This window comes from Acinetobacter wuhouensis, assembly GCF_001696605.3.
GTDB classification, from domain to species: Bacteria; Pseudomonadota; Gammaproteobacteria; order Pseudomonadales; family Moraxellaceae; genus Acinetobacter; species Acinetobacter wuhouensis.
The window spans coordinates 1,865,299-1,882,555 of sequence record NZ_CP031716.1 but is presented as its reverse complement, the minus strand read 5'-3'; the positions used below and the strand labels follow the sequence as shown (position 1 = coordinate 1,882,555).

Here is a 17,257-nt window from a genome sequence, read left to right as displayed (position 1 = left end):
ATGAAACGTCCGATTTATCTTGACTATGCAGCAACTACGCCTGTTGATCCTCAAGTAGCAGAACGCATGATGGAGTGTTTAACCTTTGATGGTACATTCGGTAATGCTGCTTCTCGCTCACATGCTTATGGATGGCAAGCTGAAGAAAAAGTTGAATATGCACGTGAACAAGTCGCTAATTTAATTAAAGCTGATCCACGCGAAATCGTATGGACTTCTGGTGCAACTGAATCTGACAACCTTGCACTTAAAGGTATTGCTCAATTCTATGCATCTAAAGGCAAACACATCATCACAAGTAAAATTGAACATAAAGCAATTTTAGATACGTGTCGTGAATTAGAAGAAGAAGGTTTTGAGATCACTTATCTTGAACCTGAACCACAAACAGGTTTAATTACGCCTGAAATGGTTCAAGCTGCACTTCGTCCAGATACTATTCTTGTATCACTCATGATGGTGAACAACGAAATTGGTACAGTCACTGATGTTGCTGCGATTGGTGAACTTACTCGTGCCAATAAAACATATTTCCACGTAGATGCTGCACAAGCTGCAGGTAAAGTTGAAATCGACCTTTCTACAATGAAAGTTGATTTGATGAGCTTCTCTGGTCATAAAGTCTATGGCCCTAAAGGCATCGGTGCACTTTATGTTCGTCGTCAACCACGTGTGCGTATCAAAGCACAAATGCATGGTGGTGGTCATGAACGTGGTATGCGCTCAGGTACACTTGCGACTCACCAAATTGTTGGTATGGGTGAAGCATTTGAACTCGCAGGTAAATCTTTACAAGCTGAACAAGCACGTTTACGTGTACTTCGTGACAAACTTTGGAATGGCTTACAAGATTTAGAACAAGTGTTCTTAAATGGTCACCCTGTTTACAATGTTGCCAACTACCTAAACGTAAGCTTCAACTTTGTTGAAGGTGAATCATTGATGATGGCATTGAAAGATGCTGCGGTATCATCTGGTTCAGCATGTACTTCTGCAACATTAGAACCTTCTTATGTACTTCGTGCATTAGGTCTTTCTGATGAGTTAGCACATAGTTCTATCCGTTTCAGTTTCGGTCATTACACCACTGAAGAAGATATTGATCATGTCATCAAAATCACCAAAGCTGCTGTAGAAAAGTTACGTGAACTTTCTCCACTTTGGGACATGTACAAAGAAGGTATCGACTTAAATTCAGTAGAATGGGCTGAACACTAAGTTTCCAGATTTAAATAGAATTCAAACACGGCATTTTATTGAAAATCAGTAAAATGCCACCATATTAGACTGTAGCAATACAATATTATCAACGCTGACCCCGAGGTTTGGAGAAGCATCATGGCTTATAGTGAAAAAGTAATTGATCATTACGAAAATCCTCGTAATGTTGGTGTTTTGGATAAAAATGCAGAAAATGTTGGTACAGGTATGGTCGGTGCACCAGCTTGTGGCGATGTTATGCGTTTACAAATTCAAGTCGATGACAATGGCGTAATTGAAGAAGCTCGCTTCAAAACTTATGGCTGTGGTTCTGCAATTGCTTCAAGTTCATTGGTAACAGAATGGTTAAAAGGTAAAACTTTAGACGAAGCTCAAGCGATCAAAAATATCGACATCGCAACTGAACTTGCTCTTCCACCTGTTAAAGTACACTGTTCTGTACTTGCAGAAGACGCAATCAAAGCTGCTGTTGAAGATTATCGTAGCAAGAAAACTAAAGCCTAATATCTGTTGAACCCTTTTACAGATAATTTTTTATCGGAGTTTTCATGATCAATCTAACAGAAACTGCTGCAACTCATATCAGCAATTACTTAAAGAATCGCGGTAAGGGTGAAGGTATTCGTCTTGGTGTGAAAACTTCAGGCTGTTCTGGCTTGGCTTATGTACTTGAGTTCGTCGATGATATCGATGCACATGACCAAATGTTTGAACAGTTTGGCGTTAAAGTTTTTGTAGATCCAAAAAGTTTGGTTTATCTCGATGGCATGGAAATGGACTATGTGAAAAATGGTCTCAATGAAGGCTTCGAGTTTAATAATCCAAATAAAAAAGGTGAATGTGGTTGCGGTGAATCTTTCACTGTTTAACCTTGGTTGTATTATTTTTTATGTATAATACGCCCTGCACTTTTTGACAATAAAACAGTGTTTTGCACTGTTTTATTCATATTTGTTTCATGCAAATTTAATTTATGACGATAACATCAAGAAAATCTTGTTTTGTCATTTTAAATTTGCGATAAACCATCAACGTGGATGAATGCCGATGAATCATTTTGAGTTATTCGATCTCCCTGAAGCACTCGATATTGATTTAGCAACTTTAAAAGCTAATTTTCTAACACTACAACAACAGTATCATCCTGATAAAGCGGATGATAAAGACCAAGCCTTGATTAAATCGAGCGAGATTAATCAAGCTTATAAAGCTTTGTCGAATGTTGATAGCCGTGCTGCTTATTTACTCTCTCTTAAAAAGCAAGATCACCATCTCGACCAATCCATCAGTGATTTTGAGTTTTTACAATCTGCGCTAGAAATCCGTGAACAATTGGATGAAGCGACGGATACTGAACAATTGCACTCACTCAAAAAAGAAGTTCAACAATGGATTGATGGTCTTGTACGTGAATTCAAAATTGACTTTGATGACGAAGATTGGGCTGAAGCACGAGATACGGTGCGTAAATTACGCTTTTTCCAAAAAGTTATGAATGACATCGATAAAGCAGAAGATCAGCTTTTAGATGATGAAGATTTTAGCTTAGATGATGATTTTTAATTAATTATTTAAAAATTATTATTGTTCAATAGAAATATGTTTTTGCTTTTAGATTTTATTTTAAGGATGTAACACATGGCACTCTTGCAAATTGCTGAACCAGGACAATCAAGTGCGCCACACGAACACCGTATTGCCATTGGTATAGATTTAGGTACAACGCATTCGCTTGTCGCTACAGTATTGTCAGGTAAAGCCAAAGTGCTGAATGATGAACAAGGTCGCGTGTTACTTCCTTCGATTGCACATTATTCTAAAAATTCAACAGAATATGGTGATGCTGCCAAGCCTTTTATCACCACTGATCCTAAAAACACCATTGTTTCGGTTAAGCGTTTTATGGGACGCTCAAAGGCAGATATTAAATTTCAACATCCTTATACCTTAGTCGGTGCAGATAATGAAATGCCTGCATTTGAAACCAATCAAGGGCGTAAAACGCCAGTCGAAATTTCAGCAGAAATCTTAAAACAACTCAAAGATCGTGCTGAACAAAGCTTAAATAATCCTGTTAATGGTGCGGTAATTACAGTTCCTGCTTATTTCGATGAAGCACAACGTCAAGCAACGCGTGATGCAGCTGAACTTGCAGGTTTAAATGTTTTAAGACTCTTAAATGAACCCACTGCTGCTGCTGTTGCTTATGGTTTAGACCAAGATACAAATCTAAGTGCAGATCACAACTATGTCATCTATGATTTAGGTGGTGGTACTTTCGACGTTTCAATTTTACGTTTTTCTCAAGGTGTGTTTGAAGTTTTAGCCACTGGCGGTCATACCGCGCTGGGTGGTGATGACTTAGATCGCTTGATTGTTAAATGGGCAAAAAAACAACTCAACATCGAAACTTTAGATGATGCTGAATATGCACATTTCATTGTTTCAGCACGTAAAGCCAAAGAAGCACTAAGTGATGCAGAATCTGTTGATATTAAAGTATTAACCCATCATTTAACTTTAGATCGTGCAACATTTGAAGACATTATCAAGGTTGCTTTAGACAAAACAATTAGCGTCTGTAAACGTGTTTTACGTGATGCAAAACTTGAACTTGATGATATTCAAAATGTCGTTTTAGTCGGTGGCTCAACACGTTCTTATGCAGTACAAAAAGCAGTTCAAGACGTATTTAATCAAGAACCGCTCTGCACCATTAACCCAGATGAAGTCGTTGCAATTGGTGCTTCGATTACAGCGAATCAACTGATTGGCAATTCTAAAGACGGTTCACTACTTTTAGACGTGACCCCGCTATCGCTTGGCTTAGAAACCATGGGTGGCTTAGTTGAACGCTTAATCTCACGTAACACAGCAATTCCTGTTGCACGTCGCCAAGAATTTACCACCTATCAAGATGGTCAAACTGCCATGCTGATCCATGTAGTCCAAGGCGAACGTGATTTAGTTGAACATTGTCGTAGTTTAGGTCGTTTCGTTCTGCGTGGTATTCCACCAATGACTGCAGGTCAAGCACGTATTGAAGTGACTTTCCAAGTGGATGCTGATGGTCTACTGACTGTTGCAGCCAAAGAAACCACTTCAGGCGTACATGCGCAAATCGACATTAAGCCCTCTTATGGCTTGTCAGAACAAGACACTGAACGTTTATTGCTTGATGGTTATAAATTTGCTGAAGAAGACAAAAACCTTCGTCATTTAAATGAAACCAAAGTTGAAGCTCGCCGTGAACTCGAAGCCCTCGAACAAGCGCTAAAAGTCGATGCTGGATTACTCAGTCCTGAACGATTAACTGGACTTAATCAAGCAGCAGCAGAGCTTAAATCGCAACTCGAAACTAATGATATCAAAGCCATTGAACAGGCTGTTGAGCACCTTAAAACTCACAGTGATGCTTTTGCTGCTGAACGTATGAATCAACATATTGATCATGCGCTCAAAGGCACTAAACTCGATGACTGGTCAAACTCAAACTAATTTATAGGTAAAGACTATGCCACGTATTAAAGTACTACCTCATGCAACAATTTGTCCAAATGGTGCTGAGTTTGAAGTTGAACCGAATGCAAACCTTTGCCAAAGTCTCTTGGACAATGGCATCAAAATTGAGCATGCTTGTGACATGTCAAAAGCATGTACAACATGTCATGTTGTTGTGCGCAAAGGTTTTGATGAACTTGATGAAATGGATGATGTTGAAGCAGATCTTTTAGACCGTGCTTGGGGCTTAGAACCTGATTCTCGCCTTTCATGCCAAGTCAAAATTACCGATGAAGACATGGAAATTGAAATTCCGAAGTACACCATTAACCATGCTTCAGAAAATCATTAATTTGCGACCAACAAATTAAGATTCAAAAGCCACTGTAATCAGTGGCTTTTTATTACAACTTTTTAACTTGTAAAATATTTGATGATTTATACGATGAATCGAATAATTTTTGGAAAATTTATTTTTTAAATAAGGTATTTAATGTGAGGTATACGTCGTCTTTACTTCATCTTCAGCATTTAATCTTGCAACACCATGGGCATTGGTTAATTTTTGCTGAACTTTGATTCGAGCGACCATTTTTTCCAAAACTTCAACAAGTTCAGAATATTCAAAATTCTGTACTTCCTCCAAATTTAACACCAAATGGAAACCTTTATATTCATAATCGAACCATTGCTGATTTTCATTTTTAGATGCTGAATATTTTTCCATCACTTGCCATGTACGGACTTTACCTTGAATCCCTTTGAGTTCAATCGGAGATTTAGGTGCACAAAGATAATCATTTTTAACCAATTTATAGGTTTCATCAGATACTAAAATTTCATCAATTTCCGCAGCACTTTGTAAACGAGCAGCCAAATTTGCATCACGCCCGACGATAGTATATGCCATACGATGTACTGCACCATAGTTCCCAACGTGGCAATAGCCTGTACTAATCCCCATACGAATATGTAAAGGTGCATAGCCCATCTTGATCCAGCGTTCACGGAGAAACTTCATCTGTTGACGCATCGCAATCGCCATGTCAATACAGTTCTTAGCATCCTGTTCAACACCTTGCGAATCAGGATCACCGAAGAAAATAAGAATAGCATCACCCATAAACTTATCAACAGTCGCACCATATTGTTTGGCAATTTCAGTCATATGACTCAAATAATCATTCAAAACAAATGCTAAATCGTCTGGGATTAAGGTTTCCGATAATTCTGTAAAACCTTGAATATCAGAAAAGAAAACGGTAATTTTTTTACGCTTATATTCAATTTTTGCTTCAGTTTCACCGCGCATAATCGCTTGCCATAACTGTAAAGGCGCATAACGACTGAGCTGATTAGACAACTCAATATAACGATTCATTTCATTGAAATAGGTATTCTTTTGTTTTTCGACAGACTTAATACGGCGACTTTGGTAATAATTTCCAATATTGATAAACAGAATAATGCTAACAAAGGAAAGTACAGTAAGTTCTGGACTGGTTTGTTGAAAATAATCTTCAAAACCAAAAATAAAAATAATATTGGTATAAAACACAACAAAGGCAATCAGCACTGCCAATGAGCCCATCATGAAACTAATTTTATTATTTAATGCAGTATATAAAATCGCAAACAACATAATAAAAGTAACGACTAGGCTAAGGTGTACAGCAGCTAAAGCAATCGATACCACAATGACATCAATAAGAAAATAAACGTTTTTCCTTAATTTTGCCCCGTATTTATACTCCAACCAATGCGATAACTTTGGACTGATTAAAAAAATAAAGCCAATAAAAAAAGGAACATAAATTTGATATGTAGCAACAGGAGAAGTGAAATAATAAACAATAACGATCAAAGCAATAATTAAATACCCCATGATCCTCTGGAGTATTTCAAATTGCTTTGGCTCTTTATCCAACATACGTTCAAATGGCAAACTGATTTACCTCGAATGTCATTTATTAAACACTTCCCATGTGTCGTATTGGAATTTAATCCATACGCCAATCAAATGGCATGTCACCCTGACCACGTAACGCAAGCATCAAGGTCTGACGCATGTGAGCTAATACTTCATTGGTATATGGAACCGCTTGTGTTCCAAATACAGGTTTTGGCCATGCAACATCATTTTGATAACGAACAATATGGTGAAAATGTAATTGTGGCACCATATTACCAAGTGCAGCTACATTCATTTTATCAGCACGGAATACACGAGAAAGTTGACTAGACAACCAGCTCGATTCACGTAAAAACTGCTCTTGATCAGCTTGACTTAATTCATATAACTCAGTGATACCAGGTACACGTGGAATCAAAATCAACCACGGGAATTGCATATCATTCATTAAACGACATGTTGAAAGCGGAAAATCGCCTACAAAAAAAGTATCTTGAGCAAGTTGTGGATGCAAACTAAACATATCTTTATAAATGACGCAAAATTAAAAGGATGGGTAATACTAACACATCGGTTTTCATGTGAATATTGGTTATCTTGTGTTTTGGTACAAATAAATAAAGTTTGTTTTGAACCGAATCACAATTACACTTTAAAGATTCAGAGAATTTTATCAAGTGCTTTTGTAGAAATTTTTACTTTTTTTCAAAAAATGCTTTGCCTAACACATATTAGGCAAAGTATTGATATTTTATCGTTTTATTTCTGCTAAAAGATTATTCAATAAATCTTGAACAAACTGAATCCGCTTTTCATTTTCCTCCAACATAACACTGACTTTAAGTCTTTGCCCACCATCCATACGGAACCAAGTCGGATGCTTTTGCATCATTTGAATGATACTGATGGCTTGGACTGGTGTATCTGGTGAAAATTCAATTACGCCACCATTCGCACCAATATCAATTTTAGTAATTTCCAATTGTTCAGCTTTGATACGAATCTGATGTACGCTAAATAGCTGTTTTACAGGCTGTGGTGGTACCCCAAAGCGATCAATCAACTCCATACGAATATGATCAAGCTTCTCTTGCGTATCGGTATTACTGATTCGTTTATAGAACATCAGACGCTGATGTACATCACCCAGATATTCGTCTGGAATCAATGCAGGCATGTGCAAAGTAATTTCAGAGGTCAGTGATAGTGGTGAGTCAAAGTTTGGGGTTTTACCTTGCTGAATGGCTTTGGTCGCTTTGGCTAACATTTCCATATACAAACTATAGCCAATAGTATTCATTGAACCACTTTGTTGCTCACCGAGTAACTCACCCGCACCACGAATTTCTAAATCTTCGGTCGCTAACATGAAGCCAGCCCCTAAGTTTGAAGCTCTTTGAATCGCATCTAAGCGTTTTTCAGCATCACCTTTTAAGCCTTTTAATGATGGAACCATTAAGTATGCATAGGCTTGGTGATGTGAACGTCCAACACGACCACGAAGCTGATGTAATTGCGCTAAACCAAGTTTATCTGCACGTTCGATAATAATTGTATTGGCATTTGGTACATCAATCCCTGTTTCAATAATCGTTGAACAGACTAAAACGTTATATTCTTTGTGATAAAACTGTTGCATGACTTGTTCTAGTTCACGTTCGCGCATTTGCCCATGTGCCACGGCGACACGCGCTTCTGGCACTAAATTACGAATATTTTCAGCAGCACGTTCGATTGTATCTACTTCATTATGTAGAATATAAACTTGCCCACCACGCAATAATTCACGCAGAATCGCCTCTTTCATTGTGGCATCAGTTTGTTCATTAACAAATGTTTTGACTGCAAGACGACGCGCTGGCGGTGTCGCAATGATGGATAAATCACGCATCCCACCAAATGCCATATTCAAAGTACGTGGAATCGGTGTTGCCGTGAGTGTCAACATATCCACATCGGCACGCATAGCTTTTATTCGCTCTTTATCACGCACACCAAAGCGATGTTCTTCATCAACAATCATTAAACCTAAGTTTTTAAATTGCACATTTTCCTGAAGAATTTTGTGTGTTCCGATGACAATATCGACTTTACCATCAATCAAATCTTCAATAATTTTGGTATGCGCTTTGTTCGTTCCAAATCGTGAAAGGACTTCCACTCGAATTGGCCAATCGGCGAATCGGTCTTTAAACGACTCATAATGCTGCTGTGCTAAAAGTGTCGTCGGCACTAAAACTGCAACTTGCTTATTATTTTGCACTGCTACAAATGCCGCACGCATTGCCACTTCTGTTTTACCAAAACCTACATCACCACAGACCAAACGATCCATCGGTTTAGCTTGTTGCATATCATACAAAGTTGCTTCAATCGCATTGGCTTGATCAAGCGTTTCTTCATAAGCAAATCCACTAGAAAATTGCATATAAGAACTTTGTTCTAACTCAAAACTAATCCCAGGCTTAGACTGACGACGCGCTTGAATATGCAATAACTCAGCTGCAACATCATGAATTTGTTCAAGTGCTTTACGTTTGGCTTTATTCCATGCATCTGTGCCTAATTTATGTAATGGTGCTAAATCAGGATCGCCTCCACTAAAACGACTAATCAAATGTAAATTGGTAACAGGAACATAAACTTTTGCGTCGTCTGCATAATTCAGTTGCAGAAACTCATAATCTTGTTCATCAATATTTAGTGTAACCAAACCTGCATATCGACCTACACCATGATCAATATGAACGACAGGCGCGCCTATATTTAATTCGGTCAAACTACGAATCAAAAACTCTTCTGAAACTTCTTGTTGGCGTTTTTTACGGCGCTGAACGACGCGATGTTCGTAGAGTTGATTTTCTGAAATTACAGACAAGCTATCTGTAATAAGTAAACCACGGTCTAAAGGCGCATTGGTAATCGCAACTGAGAAATTAGACTGTTGAAATGCTGCAAAATTTTCAACAACTGGAATTTCACCAAGGCTAGGTCGAAGCGCATCTTTTAATGTTTCACGTCGACCCGCACTTTCTGCAACAAGTAAAACAGGATGATTAGCTTCATCGACATAAGTTTTAACAGCTTTAAATGGCTGTTCTTGTTTCGGATCTACAGGAAGTCGAGGCGGAATTTCAGTAGAAAGATTGATACAACCTGCTTTCAATTCAATTGCGTCTACTGATGCAATAATTCTTGAAAATTTATTTAAATTTTCAAACAACTGATTAGGTTGAATAAAAATTTCTTCTGGAGGAAGTAAGGGTTGATCAACATTATGACGACGATCTTCATAACGGCGCATCACATCTGACCAAAAACCTAATAGACCTTCATCAATATTATGATCTGTAATGACAATAGCATTGCTAGGTAAGTACGATATCAGAAAACTCTGCGTTTTCATGGCTTCTTGGCTAAAGAACAATGGAAAATAAAAATCTAAGCCCGGTGATGCAATACCTTCCAACACATCTTGGTAAATAGGATTTTTCTTAGGATTTGCTGTTGGAAAGCTTTCCGCATAGCGATCACGAAAGATAGAACGTGCTTCTTTGAGTGGAAATTCTTTCGCAGGTAAAACTGTAAATCGTTCTAATTTAGTTGTCGTTCTTTGTGTTTCAGGATCAAAGAATTTTAATGTATCAATTTCATCATCAAATAAGTCTATACGAATCGGTGCGCTTTGCCCTGATGCATAAATATCCATGATGCTGCCACGGACTGCAAATTCACCATGATCATAAACAGTATCGACCAGATGATAACCTGCTTGAATCAATTTTAATTTTTGTTGCTCTAAATCAAACTTTTGACCGACTTTAATATCAAAATGTTCTCCCAGCACCCAAGACGTTGGCGCAACTCTTTGCACCAAGGTCGTTGCTGAAACCAATAAAATCCCTTTTTTCGGCATATTAGCAAGTATTGAAAGACGTTCTGAAACAATATCTTGATGTGGCGATAAACGATCGTAAGGTAGGATTTCCCAATCTGGAAAAACTGTGGGTTTTAGTCCGTAAAATTCTAATTCACTTTCTAACTGATTGAGGTGTTGATTATTTCGAGCAATCAAGACATAAAGCTGATCAGATTGTTCTGAAATCTCTTTAAATAATAAGGCAGCAGACGACCCTAGCATTGAACCAATCCAACGCTTTTCACCTGCTTTCAGTTGTTTTAAATTAAGGTCTGAGATTTCTTGTTTAAACATAATCGCTTTCGGTCAAAAAGACATGGGCAATAGTTTAACATGATGACTTTATTCAGTTGAGTGATTTTGTTTTATCTTGTTGATTTAGTAGTTGCTAAACACCACCATTTTACCTTCTGGATAATGTCCACTCCAACCGCATGGTAAACCACCTTTTAAATAGATATTTAAAATTTCTTGCCACATTGGAGGAAAATAATCATTTGCATAACAATTAAAAATATAATCAAAATGAATCATCATTAACTCTTCTGCTACACTTACACCATCAATATTTTTCCATTTTTCTAGTAAACCATTTAAATTTTTAGCGAAAAAATTAAAAAAATTAGTTTTTGTTATCAAAAAGTGTGAAATTCTAACATTCAACTCCCATTCAAAGCTTTCTAAAAATTGAGCGTCATATACAGACTCCCATTCTGTGAACTCCTCACAACTTCCTTCACAGGCATATTTCATTCCCAATTGAGCATTAGTAATAACGAAATAGTCTTTATCTGTGTTAAATGGTTCTGAAAAGAAATTATCACCTTGAAGAAACTCAATAAAATCATTCGCTCTTTCAGCAATCTCTGCCCAGTTTTTTGCATATGTCATAATTGTTCAACCAATCACTTTTCTCTTTTAAATTCCTTATAATAATCACAAAGTTTTTGAACAATTTGTTTAAATTGATTCAAGTTTTCTTCTGTATTCCCTAGTCTTGCTACATAACGACCTGATGCAATTTCTAAATCAACTTTTTCATTGATCAAAATTGCTTTATAAAACAATCCTTTTAAATCATCGAAATTCTTTAATTTTCGATTAGAAAAATACTCTAATCGTTCTGCCAATTCTTTATTCAAAACAATACCATCAACAATAAAGCCGTGTTCATTATCCAATTGAATATGATTTTTTTCTAAAAACTCCAATTCAGCTTTCGCTTCTTTACCCTTAAATAAATCAGCAATTTTAGCAAACATCATCAGCACTCAATCAAAACAATATGCATATCTTACGCTGAAAAATCCTAAGTTAAAAATTAGCAGCAAATCATGCCTTAAAACTTGCACCTTTCACATACTCATTAGACAATATATACAAGATGAATCTATTTATGCTTAGGCTATTTTAAATGTCTCAAACTTTAGACGTATTAGGCGGAATTACCGCAGAACAATTTCTCTCAGAATACTGGCAAAAGAAACCTCTTTTAGTCCGTAATGCCATGCCTGAAATCGCGAATATCCTCGTTCCCGATGATGTTATGGAGCTTGCATTGGATGAAAACGTCACTGCACGTTTAATTAAACAAAAAGACAAAGATCCAAACCAATGGTCAGTTAAAACATCGCCTTTAATCAAAGGCGATTTTCAAAAAATGCCAAAGCTTTGGACGCTCCTCGTACAAGCTGTAGATCACTATTCATTTGACTTGGCAGAACTTTGGAAAAAGTTTCCATTTATCCCACAATGGCGTCGTGATGACATCATGGTGTCATACGCACCGCAAGGTGGTTCAGTCGGAAAACATTTTGATTTTTACGATGTATTTTTAGTACAAGGCTATGGTCATCGTCGTTGGCAGTTGGGTCAAATGTGTGATGCAGAGTCTGAGTTTGTTGCAGGACAACCGTTAAAATTGCTTCCTGAAATGGATATAAATTTAGATGAGGTATTAGCACCTGGCGACTTACTCTATGTCCCACCAGGCTTATCTCATTACGGCGTTGCAGAAGATGAATGTCTTACCTTCTCTTTCGGCTTCCGCATGCCAAATGTGCCCGACATGATGGATCGTATTTGCGATAAATTTTCAGACAATGCAGCATTAAAAAATCCATTACTAGATATTATCCGCGACCAAGTTTCAAATGCGGGTGAAGTTACCGAAAATGAACTCACTTATTTAAAAGCTAAAATCTTAGAACAATTGCAAAATTCAATTGTTTTAGATGATGCGATTATGAGTTTAATGTCTGAATCTAAATATCCTGAAAATATTCCTGAAGCAGAAGAAATTGGCACAGGTGATTTGGAAGAAGTGCTTGATCAAGGCTATTTAATCCAACTTGAACCTGCTTCACGTTTACTTTATTCAGATCAAGATGACCAAGTATTGTTTTGGGCAAATGGTGAAGGGATTTGTATTTCCGAACAATTCACGCCTTCTTTACAAAAAATTGCTGATGGTCAAGCAATAGCATTGAATATTGAATTGGCTGAAGATGAAATCTTAGAAGACATCGTAGGTCTATTGAATGAATCTATTTTAATGCTTGTTCCAACTGAGGAATAAATGCGATAAGGTCTAGGTCAATCGACCTAGATCTATTTTTTTAAATCTAAAAGGAATCAAAGATGGAAAACTTACGCTGTTATCGTGAATTACCGATTTGGGACGCCAATAGTATTCCTCAAGGATTTAAACAAGCTCACAATACCAAAGTTGGTACTTGGGCAAAACTCAATATTTTACAAGGTCACTTAGACTTTGCCATGCTCAATGAACACGGCGACACCCTTTCTCAATACCAATTTAGCGTAGAAAATCAGCCACCTTTTATTACACCGCAAGCGTGGCATAAAATTGTTTCGACGAGTCCAGATGTACGCTGTCAACTAAGTTTCTACTGTGAAGCTGATGATTATTTTGCTAAGAAATATCAACTTTCACCAACACATTCTGAAATTCTCATGGCAATGCCATACTTAAATACAGGCAAGGCTTTAGACGTTGGTTGTGGTCTTGGACGCAATACTTTGTATTTAAATCAACATGGATTTCAGGTAGATGCCTTTGATGTCAATCCGCAAAGTATTCAAAAACTAAATGACATCATTGAATTAGAAAAATTAGAAAATATTCAAACAGCTATACGAGATTTAAACCAAGATCAAAGTTTAGATGGAGCATACGATTTTGTTTTTTCAACTGTCGTCATGATGTTTTTGCAGGCTAAAACTATTCCACCATTAATTCAAAACATGCAAAAAGTAACAAAAACCAATGGGGTTAATTTAATTGTCTGTGCGATGGATACAGACGATTATCCTGTACAGTCCGATTTCCCATTTAGCTTTAAACCTCAGCAATTACGTGATTATTATCGAACTTGGAATATTTTAAAATACAATGAAAATGTTGGTGAATTACATCGTACCGATGAACAAGGCAATCGCATCAAACAACGATTTGCGACATTACTTGCCCAGAAAGTCTAGTATTTTGACCGATGAGTAAATTATTCACACTAAGCATTTAATTCCTTAATGTTATTTTTAAAATAGAATCTTTCTTATTTCTAACAATTCAACACTTGAGAAAATGTCATAAAATTGGCAACTTAGTTGCATAATATTATGTTGGACAACCTATTCCTATGGCTAGCCCTGCTCAAGCAATTAGAAGTAAATTTTTTAATACTTTTTTTTCACGTTATTCTGTTTGGTTCCTTTGTTTATTCATTGCAATTTATCTAACTTGGACGATTTTTTTGCATGATTCACATTTTATTTACTATTTCTTTTCGGATACGGTTTTAAATATTGCATGGGTGATCAGTATCGCCCTAAGTGCTGTCGGAATTTATGACATTATTCAAAGTAAACACGCAATTTTAAGAAACTACCCAATTATGGGACATTTCCGTTTTTTCTTTGAAAGCTTTCGCCCTGAAATTCGTCAATATTTCATCGAATCAGATGAAGATGCCCTGCCATTCTCACGCTCACAACGTAGTTTGGTTTATCAACGTGCAAAAAATGAAAATGCCGATAAACCTTTTGGCTCTATCATTAATGTATATCAAGATGATTACCGTTTTCTGACCCATTCTCTAGCGCCTTGTTCACCTGCTGATCATCATACTTTTCGTATCAGTATTGGTAATGAGCAATGTAGCCAACCTTATAGTTCATCCATCATGAATATTTCTGCCATGAGTTTTGGTAGTTTAAGTGCCAATGCGATTCGTGCACTCAATAAAGGGGCTAAAATGGGAAACTTTTACCATGATACAGGTGAAGGTAGCTTAAGCCCTTATCATCTTGAAAATGGTGGTGATATTGTTTGGGAACTAGGGAGTGGTTATTTCGGTTGCCGTACTTTAGATGGGAAGTTTGACCCTGAGAAATTCCAACAACAAGCGTCCAATCCTGTAATTAAAATGATTGAAATCAAATTATCACAAGGCGCTAAACCTGGTCATGGGGGTATTTTACCTAAACATAAAATTAGTGAAGAAATTGCGAAAATCCGTGGTGTCCCACGTGATCGTGACTGCGTTTCACCTGCCTCACATTCGGCATTTAGCAACCCTATTGAAATGATGCATTTCATCCAAAAGTTACGTGACTTGTCTAACGGAAAACCCGTAGGTTTTAAGCTGTGTATCGGACAACCTTGGCAATTCATGGGGATTGTCAAAGCGATGTTGGAAACTAAAATTGTGCCTGACTTTATTGTAGTTGATGGTTCTGAAGGTGGTACTGGCGCTGCGCCGATCGAGTTGATTGATCATATGGGTACACCCTTACGTGAAAGCTTGCTCTTTGTGCATAATACTCTGGTTGGTGCGGGCTTACGTGACAAAGTCAAAATCGGTGCAAGTGGTAAAATCATCAGTGCTTTTGATATTGCTAGTACCATGGCGATGGGTGCTGATTGGGTGAACTCTGCACGTGGCTTCATGTTTGCCATTGGTTGTATCCAAGCACAAAGCTGTCATACCAATCAGTGCCCTGTAGGTGTTGCGACACAAGATAAAGAGCGTCAAAAAGCACTTGATGTTCCGACAAAATCTGAACGTGTTTTCCATTTCCAACAAAATACATTAAAAGCACTGGCGGAAATGATTGCTGCTGCAGGCTTACAACATCCTGCTGAAATCAAAGCACATCATTTGGCACAGCGCATCAATGACCGTGAAATCAAAAACTACGCGCAATTGCATTTTTGGATGAAAGATGGCGAATTACTTTCATGTGAAAATAAAGATGAGGATAACTTCTATTTCAGAATGTGGAATATGGCGAAGTCTGAACAATTCTAATTCTTTATATTTCGCATGCTATCATTGTTAAAAGGAGATCTTACGATCTCCTTTTTAATCAAGCACTTTATATTCTTTTTTAAAGCCTGTGCGACTATTTTTCAAACGAGTTTGATTGAAATATATTACAAATTCTTTATTGAGTTTATTAAAATTAATTGATGGCATCAATTCAGAAATCTGTTGTTGAACAAAAGTATTGATATTTCTTTTTTTGCTCATTTTTAAATAAGTTGAATAGCAAAATTTTCCATGAAAATAAAGGATACCAAAAACTCCTGCTAAAAAAACCGCATAGAATAGACCAAAAAAAATCATTGCAAGAATACATGCTATAACGAAAATTCCATTTATATCTCCGAACTCTTCCAGATTCCCAATTTTTAATTGTTGTAATGTTTTGCTCTGCAATACATCGGGGTCCATAGAAAGGAAGAGTATCTGATCATACACCAACCATGCATAACGACCATTTAAATCAGGAAACTTTGTCGCTACAACTTGGATTTGCCTTCCTTTGGTAAATGGGAATTCATCAAATAAACTATAAAATTTCTGATTCTTTACTTTAAATAAAATTTCTCGTAATGCATCATCGTCATATCCAAGATCTGTCTTTTCTTCAATTTTAAAATGTTGCAAATCCCCTTTAATCAATTCAAGCTGACATTTTTCAATTTCAAATACATTCAAACCACAGTTATTAACTCTCAGCATTTGTCCTGCTAAATAATGTTCAACTTTTTGATCATTCATATCTACTTTCAATTTGTATATTTCTCTCAAGTCAAATAAATGTTCAAATTCAAAAAAGTAGCCATTCATCAATTTAAAGCTTTGTAGCATACGTCCACTCAATTTAGGTAAATTCAGTAAAGCTAAAAGCTCTGTCGCAATAGGAAGTTTATTTTCTTTTTTTGAATGAATAATGGTATAGATAAAAGAACCAACAAACAGGATACAAGCAAGCAAGGCTATATGCATCAGCGTATCTAAATAATAAATTGTGCCATCCATCGCATATTGAAAGATCAGATAAGCGACCAGTAAAAAGAGTGTCATACACAATGTAAAATGAAAGGCTGACTTTGCATCATCTACATAATTCACACGATCTAACGCAATAATATCTTCATTTAAATAAAGAATTTGTTTACTCTTATTCAACACTGCATAGAGGTGCTGTGTCCTTTGATGGAAAATTACATGAACTTCATCATTGAGCTGAAAAACTTGAGATTGAATCTGCGTACCACGATATTTGCGTTTTTCAATCTTTAAAATAAAGATACCAGTCGGTGTATATTCAATAAAACTAATTTTTCCTTGCTCTTCAACAAGATCTAATTGTGGTGTATTCATTTATTATTA

At 36.7% G+C, this 17,257-nt stretch carries 15 protein-coding genes; 9 read left to right on the top strand and 6 right to left on the bottom strand.

The features are described 5' to 3' along the window. The 6 genes from BEN71_RS09510 to fdx all read left to right on the top strand — a co-directional run bounded on the left by BEN71_RS09510 (position 1) and on the right by fdx (position 5,074). Entirely contained in the window at positions 1-1,218 is a 1,218-nt protein-coding gene (locus BEN71_RS09510) for an IscS subfamily cysteine desulfurase (protein ID WP_068974719.1), read from the top strand. 120 nt (positions 1,219-1,338) lie between these two features. Continuing rightward, the gene (gene iscU / locus BEN71_RS09505; protein ID WP_005010233.1) at positions 1,339-1,725 is read left to right on the top strand and encodes a Fe-S cluster assembly scaffold IscU; all 387 of its coding nucleotides are present in this window, start codon (positions 1,339-1,341) and stop codon (positions 1,723-1,725) included. Positions 1,726-1,769: 44 nt separating this feature from the next. Continuing rightward, on the top strand, positions 1,770-2,090 hold the full coding sequence (gene iscA / locus BEN71_RS09500) for an iron-sulfur cluster assembly protein IscA (protein ID WP_068974718.1): 321 nt from the start codon (positions 1,770-1,772) through the stop codon (positions 2,088-2,090). Positions 2,091-2,268: 178 nt separating this feature from the next. Next, on the top strand, positions 2,269-2,784 hold the full coding sequence (hscB, locus tag BEN71_RS09495) for a Fe-S protein assembly co-chaperone HscB (protein WP_068974717.1): 516 nt from the start codon (positions 2,269-2,271) through the stop codon (positions 2,782-2,784). 75 nt (positions 2,785-2,859) lie between these two features. Beyond that, positions 2,860-4,719, top strand: a complete 1,860-nt coding sequence (hscA, locus tag BEN71_RS09490; protein WP_068974716.1) for a Fe-S protein assembly chaperone HscA — start codon at positions 2,860-2,862, stop codon at positions 4,717-4,719. A gap of 16 nt (positions 4,720-4,735) precedes the next feature. Further along, a complete protein-coding gene (gene fdx, locus BEN71_RS09485) occupies positions 4,736-5,074 on the top strand; it encodes an ISC system 2Fe-2S type ferredoxin (protein ID WP_068974715.1) in 339 nt (112 codons plus the stop codon). Positions 5,075-5,212: 138 nt separating this feature from the next. On the opposite strand, the gene BEN71_RS09480 is transcribed toward fdx, so the two are convergent. From BEN71_RS09480 to BEN71_RS09460, 5 genes are all read right to left on the bottom strand, one after another. Continuing rightward, complete coding sequence (locus BEN71_RS09480; protein WP_068974714.1) at positions 5,213-6,667, bottom strand: adenylate/guanylate cyclase domain-containing protein; 1,455 nt, start codon at positions 6,665-6,667, stop codon at positions 5,213-5,215. A gap of 55 nt (positions 6,668-6,722) precedes the next feature. Next, complete coding sequence (locus BEN71_RS09475; protein ID WP_068974713.1) at positions 6,723-7,157, bottom strand: HIT domain-containing protein; 435 nt, start codon at positions 7,155-7,157, stop codon at positions 6,723-6,725. A gap of 228 nt (positions 7,158-7,385) precedes the next feature. Further along, positions 7,386-10,847: a transcription-repair coupling factor gene (gene mfd, locus BEN71_RS09470; protein ID WP_068974712.1), complete on the bottom strand. Its 3,462-nt coding sequence runs from the start codon at positions 10,845-10,847 to the stop codon at positions 7,386-7,388. Positions 10,848-10,931: 84 nt separating this feature from the next. Then, on the bottom strand, positions 10,932-11,444 hold the full coding sequence (locus BEN71_RS09465) for a hypothetical protein (protein WP_068974711.1): 513 nt from the start codon (positions 11,442-11,444) through the stop codon (positions 10,932-10,934). Between the two features lie 14 nt (positions 11,445-11,458). Continuing rightward, entirely contained in the window at positions 11,459-11,815 is a 357-nt protein-coding gene (locus BEN71_RS09460) for a hypothetical protein (protein WP_068974710.1), read from the bottom strand. 152 nt (positions 11,816-11,967) lie between these two features. On the opposite strand from BEN71_RS09460, the gene BEN71_RS09455 reads away from it, so the two are divergent. The 3 genes from BEN71_RS09455 to BEN71_RS09445 all read left to right on the top strand — a co-directional run bounded on the left by BEN71_RS09455 (position 11,968) and on the right by BEN71_RS09445 (position 15,886). Continuing rightward, positions 11,968-13,131 (top strand): ribosomal protein uL16 3-hydroxylase, encoded by a 1,164-nt coding sequence (locus tag BEN71_RS09455; protein ID WP_068974709.1) that lies wholly within the window; start codon positions 11,968-11,970, stop codon positions 13,129-13,131. Positions 13,132-13,193: 62 nt separating this feature from the next. After that, a complete protein-coding gene (gene tehB / locus BEN71_RS09450) occupies positions 13,194-14,057 on the top strand; it encodes an SAM-dependent methyltransferase TehB (RefSeq protein WP_068974708.1) in 864 nt (287 codons plus the stop codon). A gap of 158 nt (positions 14,058-14,215) precedes the next feature. Then, the gene (locus BEN71_RS09445) at positions 14,216-15,886 is read left to right on the top strand and encodes an FMN-binding glutamate synthase family protein (protein WP_068974707.1); all 1,671 of its coding nucleotides are present in this window, start codon (positions 14,216-14,218) and stop codon (positions 15,884-15,886) included. A 54-nt stretch (positions 15,887-15,940) separates the two neighbouring features. Here BEN71_RS09445 and BEN71_RS09440 read toward each other — a convergent pair whose 3' ends face one another. After that, positions 15,941-17,248 carry a hypothetical protein gene (locus BEN71_RS09440; protein ID WP_068974706.1) on the bottom strand — a complete coding sequence of 436 codons (1,308 nt, stop codon included), beginning with the start codon at positions 17,246-17,248 and terminating at the stop codon, positions 15,941-15,943. Between the last annotated feature and the right edge of the window lie 9 nt (positions 17,249-17,257).

Excerpts from the sequence above, each read along its gene's own strand:
- BEN71_RS09510 (WP_068974719.1), top strand. The coding sequence starts at position 1 with ATGAAACGTCCGATTTATCTTGACTATGCAGCAACTACGCCTGTTGAT.
- iscU (WP_005010233.1), top strand. The coding sequence starts at position 1,339 with ATGGCTTATAGTGAAAAAGTAATTGATCATTACGAAAATCCTCGTAAT.
- iscA (WP_068974718.1), top strand. The coding sequence starts at position 1,770 with ATGATCAATCTAACAGAAACTGCTGCAACTCATATCAGCAATTACTTA.
- hscB (WP_068974717.1), top strand. The coding sequence starts at position 2,269 with ATGAATCATTTTGAGTTATTCGATCTCCCTGAAGCACTCGATATTGAT.
- hscA (WP_068974716.1), top strand. The coding sequence starts at position 2,860 with ATGGCACTCTTGCAAATTGCTGAACCAGGACAATCAAGTGCGCCACAC.
- fdx (WP_068974715.1), top strand. The coding sequence starts at position 4,736 with ATGCCACGTATTAAAGTACTACCTCATGCAACAATTTGTCCAAATGGT.
- BEN71_RS09475 (WP_068974713.1), bottom strand. The coding sequence starts at position 7,157 with ATGTTTAGTTTGCATCCACAACTTGCTCAAGATACTTTTTTTGTAGGC.
- mfd (WP_068974712.1), bottom strand. The coding sequence starts at position 10,847 with ATGTTTAAACAAGAAATCTCAGACCTTAATTTAAAACAACTGAAAGCA.
- BEN71_RS09465 (WP_068974711.1), bottom strand. The coding sequence starts at position 11,444 with ATGACATATGCAAAAAACTGGGCAGAGATTGCTGAAAGAGCGAATGAT.
- BEN71_RS09460 (WP_068974710.1), bottom strand. The coding sequence starts at position 11,815 with ATGTTTGCTAAAATTGCTGATTTATTTAAGGGTAAAGAAGCGAAAGCT.
- BEN71_RS09455 (WP_068974709.1), top strand. The coding sequence starts at position 11,968 with ATGTCTCAAACTTTAGACGTATTAGGCGGAATTACCGCAGAACAATTT.
- tehB (WP_068974708.1), top strand. The coding sequence starts at position 13,194 with ATGGAAAACTTACGCTGTTATCGTGAATTACCGATTTGGGACGCCAAT.
- BEN71_RS09445 (WP_068974707.1), top strand. The coding sequence starts at position 14,216 with ATGGCTAGCCCTGCTCAAGCAATTAGAAGTAAATTTTTTAATACTTTT.
- BEN71_RS09440 (WP_068974706.1), bottom strand. The coding sequence starts at position 17,248 with ATGAATACACCACAATTAGATCTTGTTGAAGAGCAAGGAAAAATTAGT.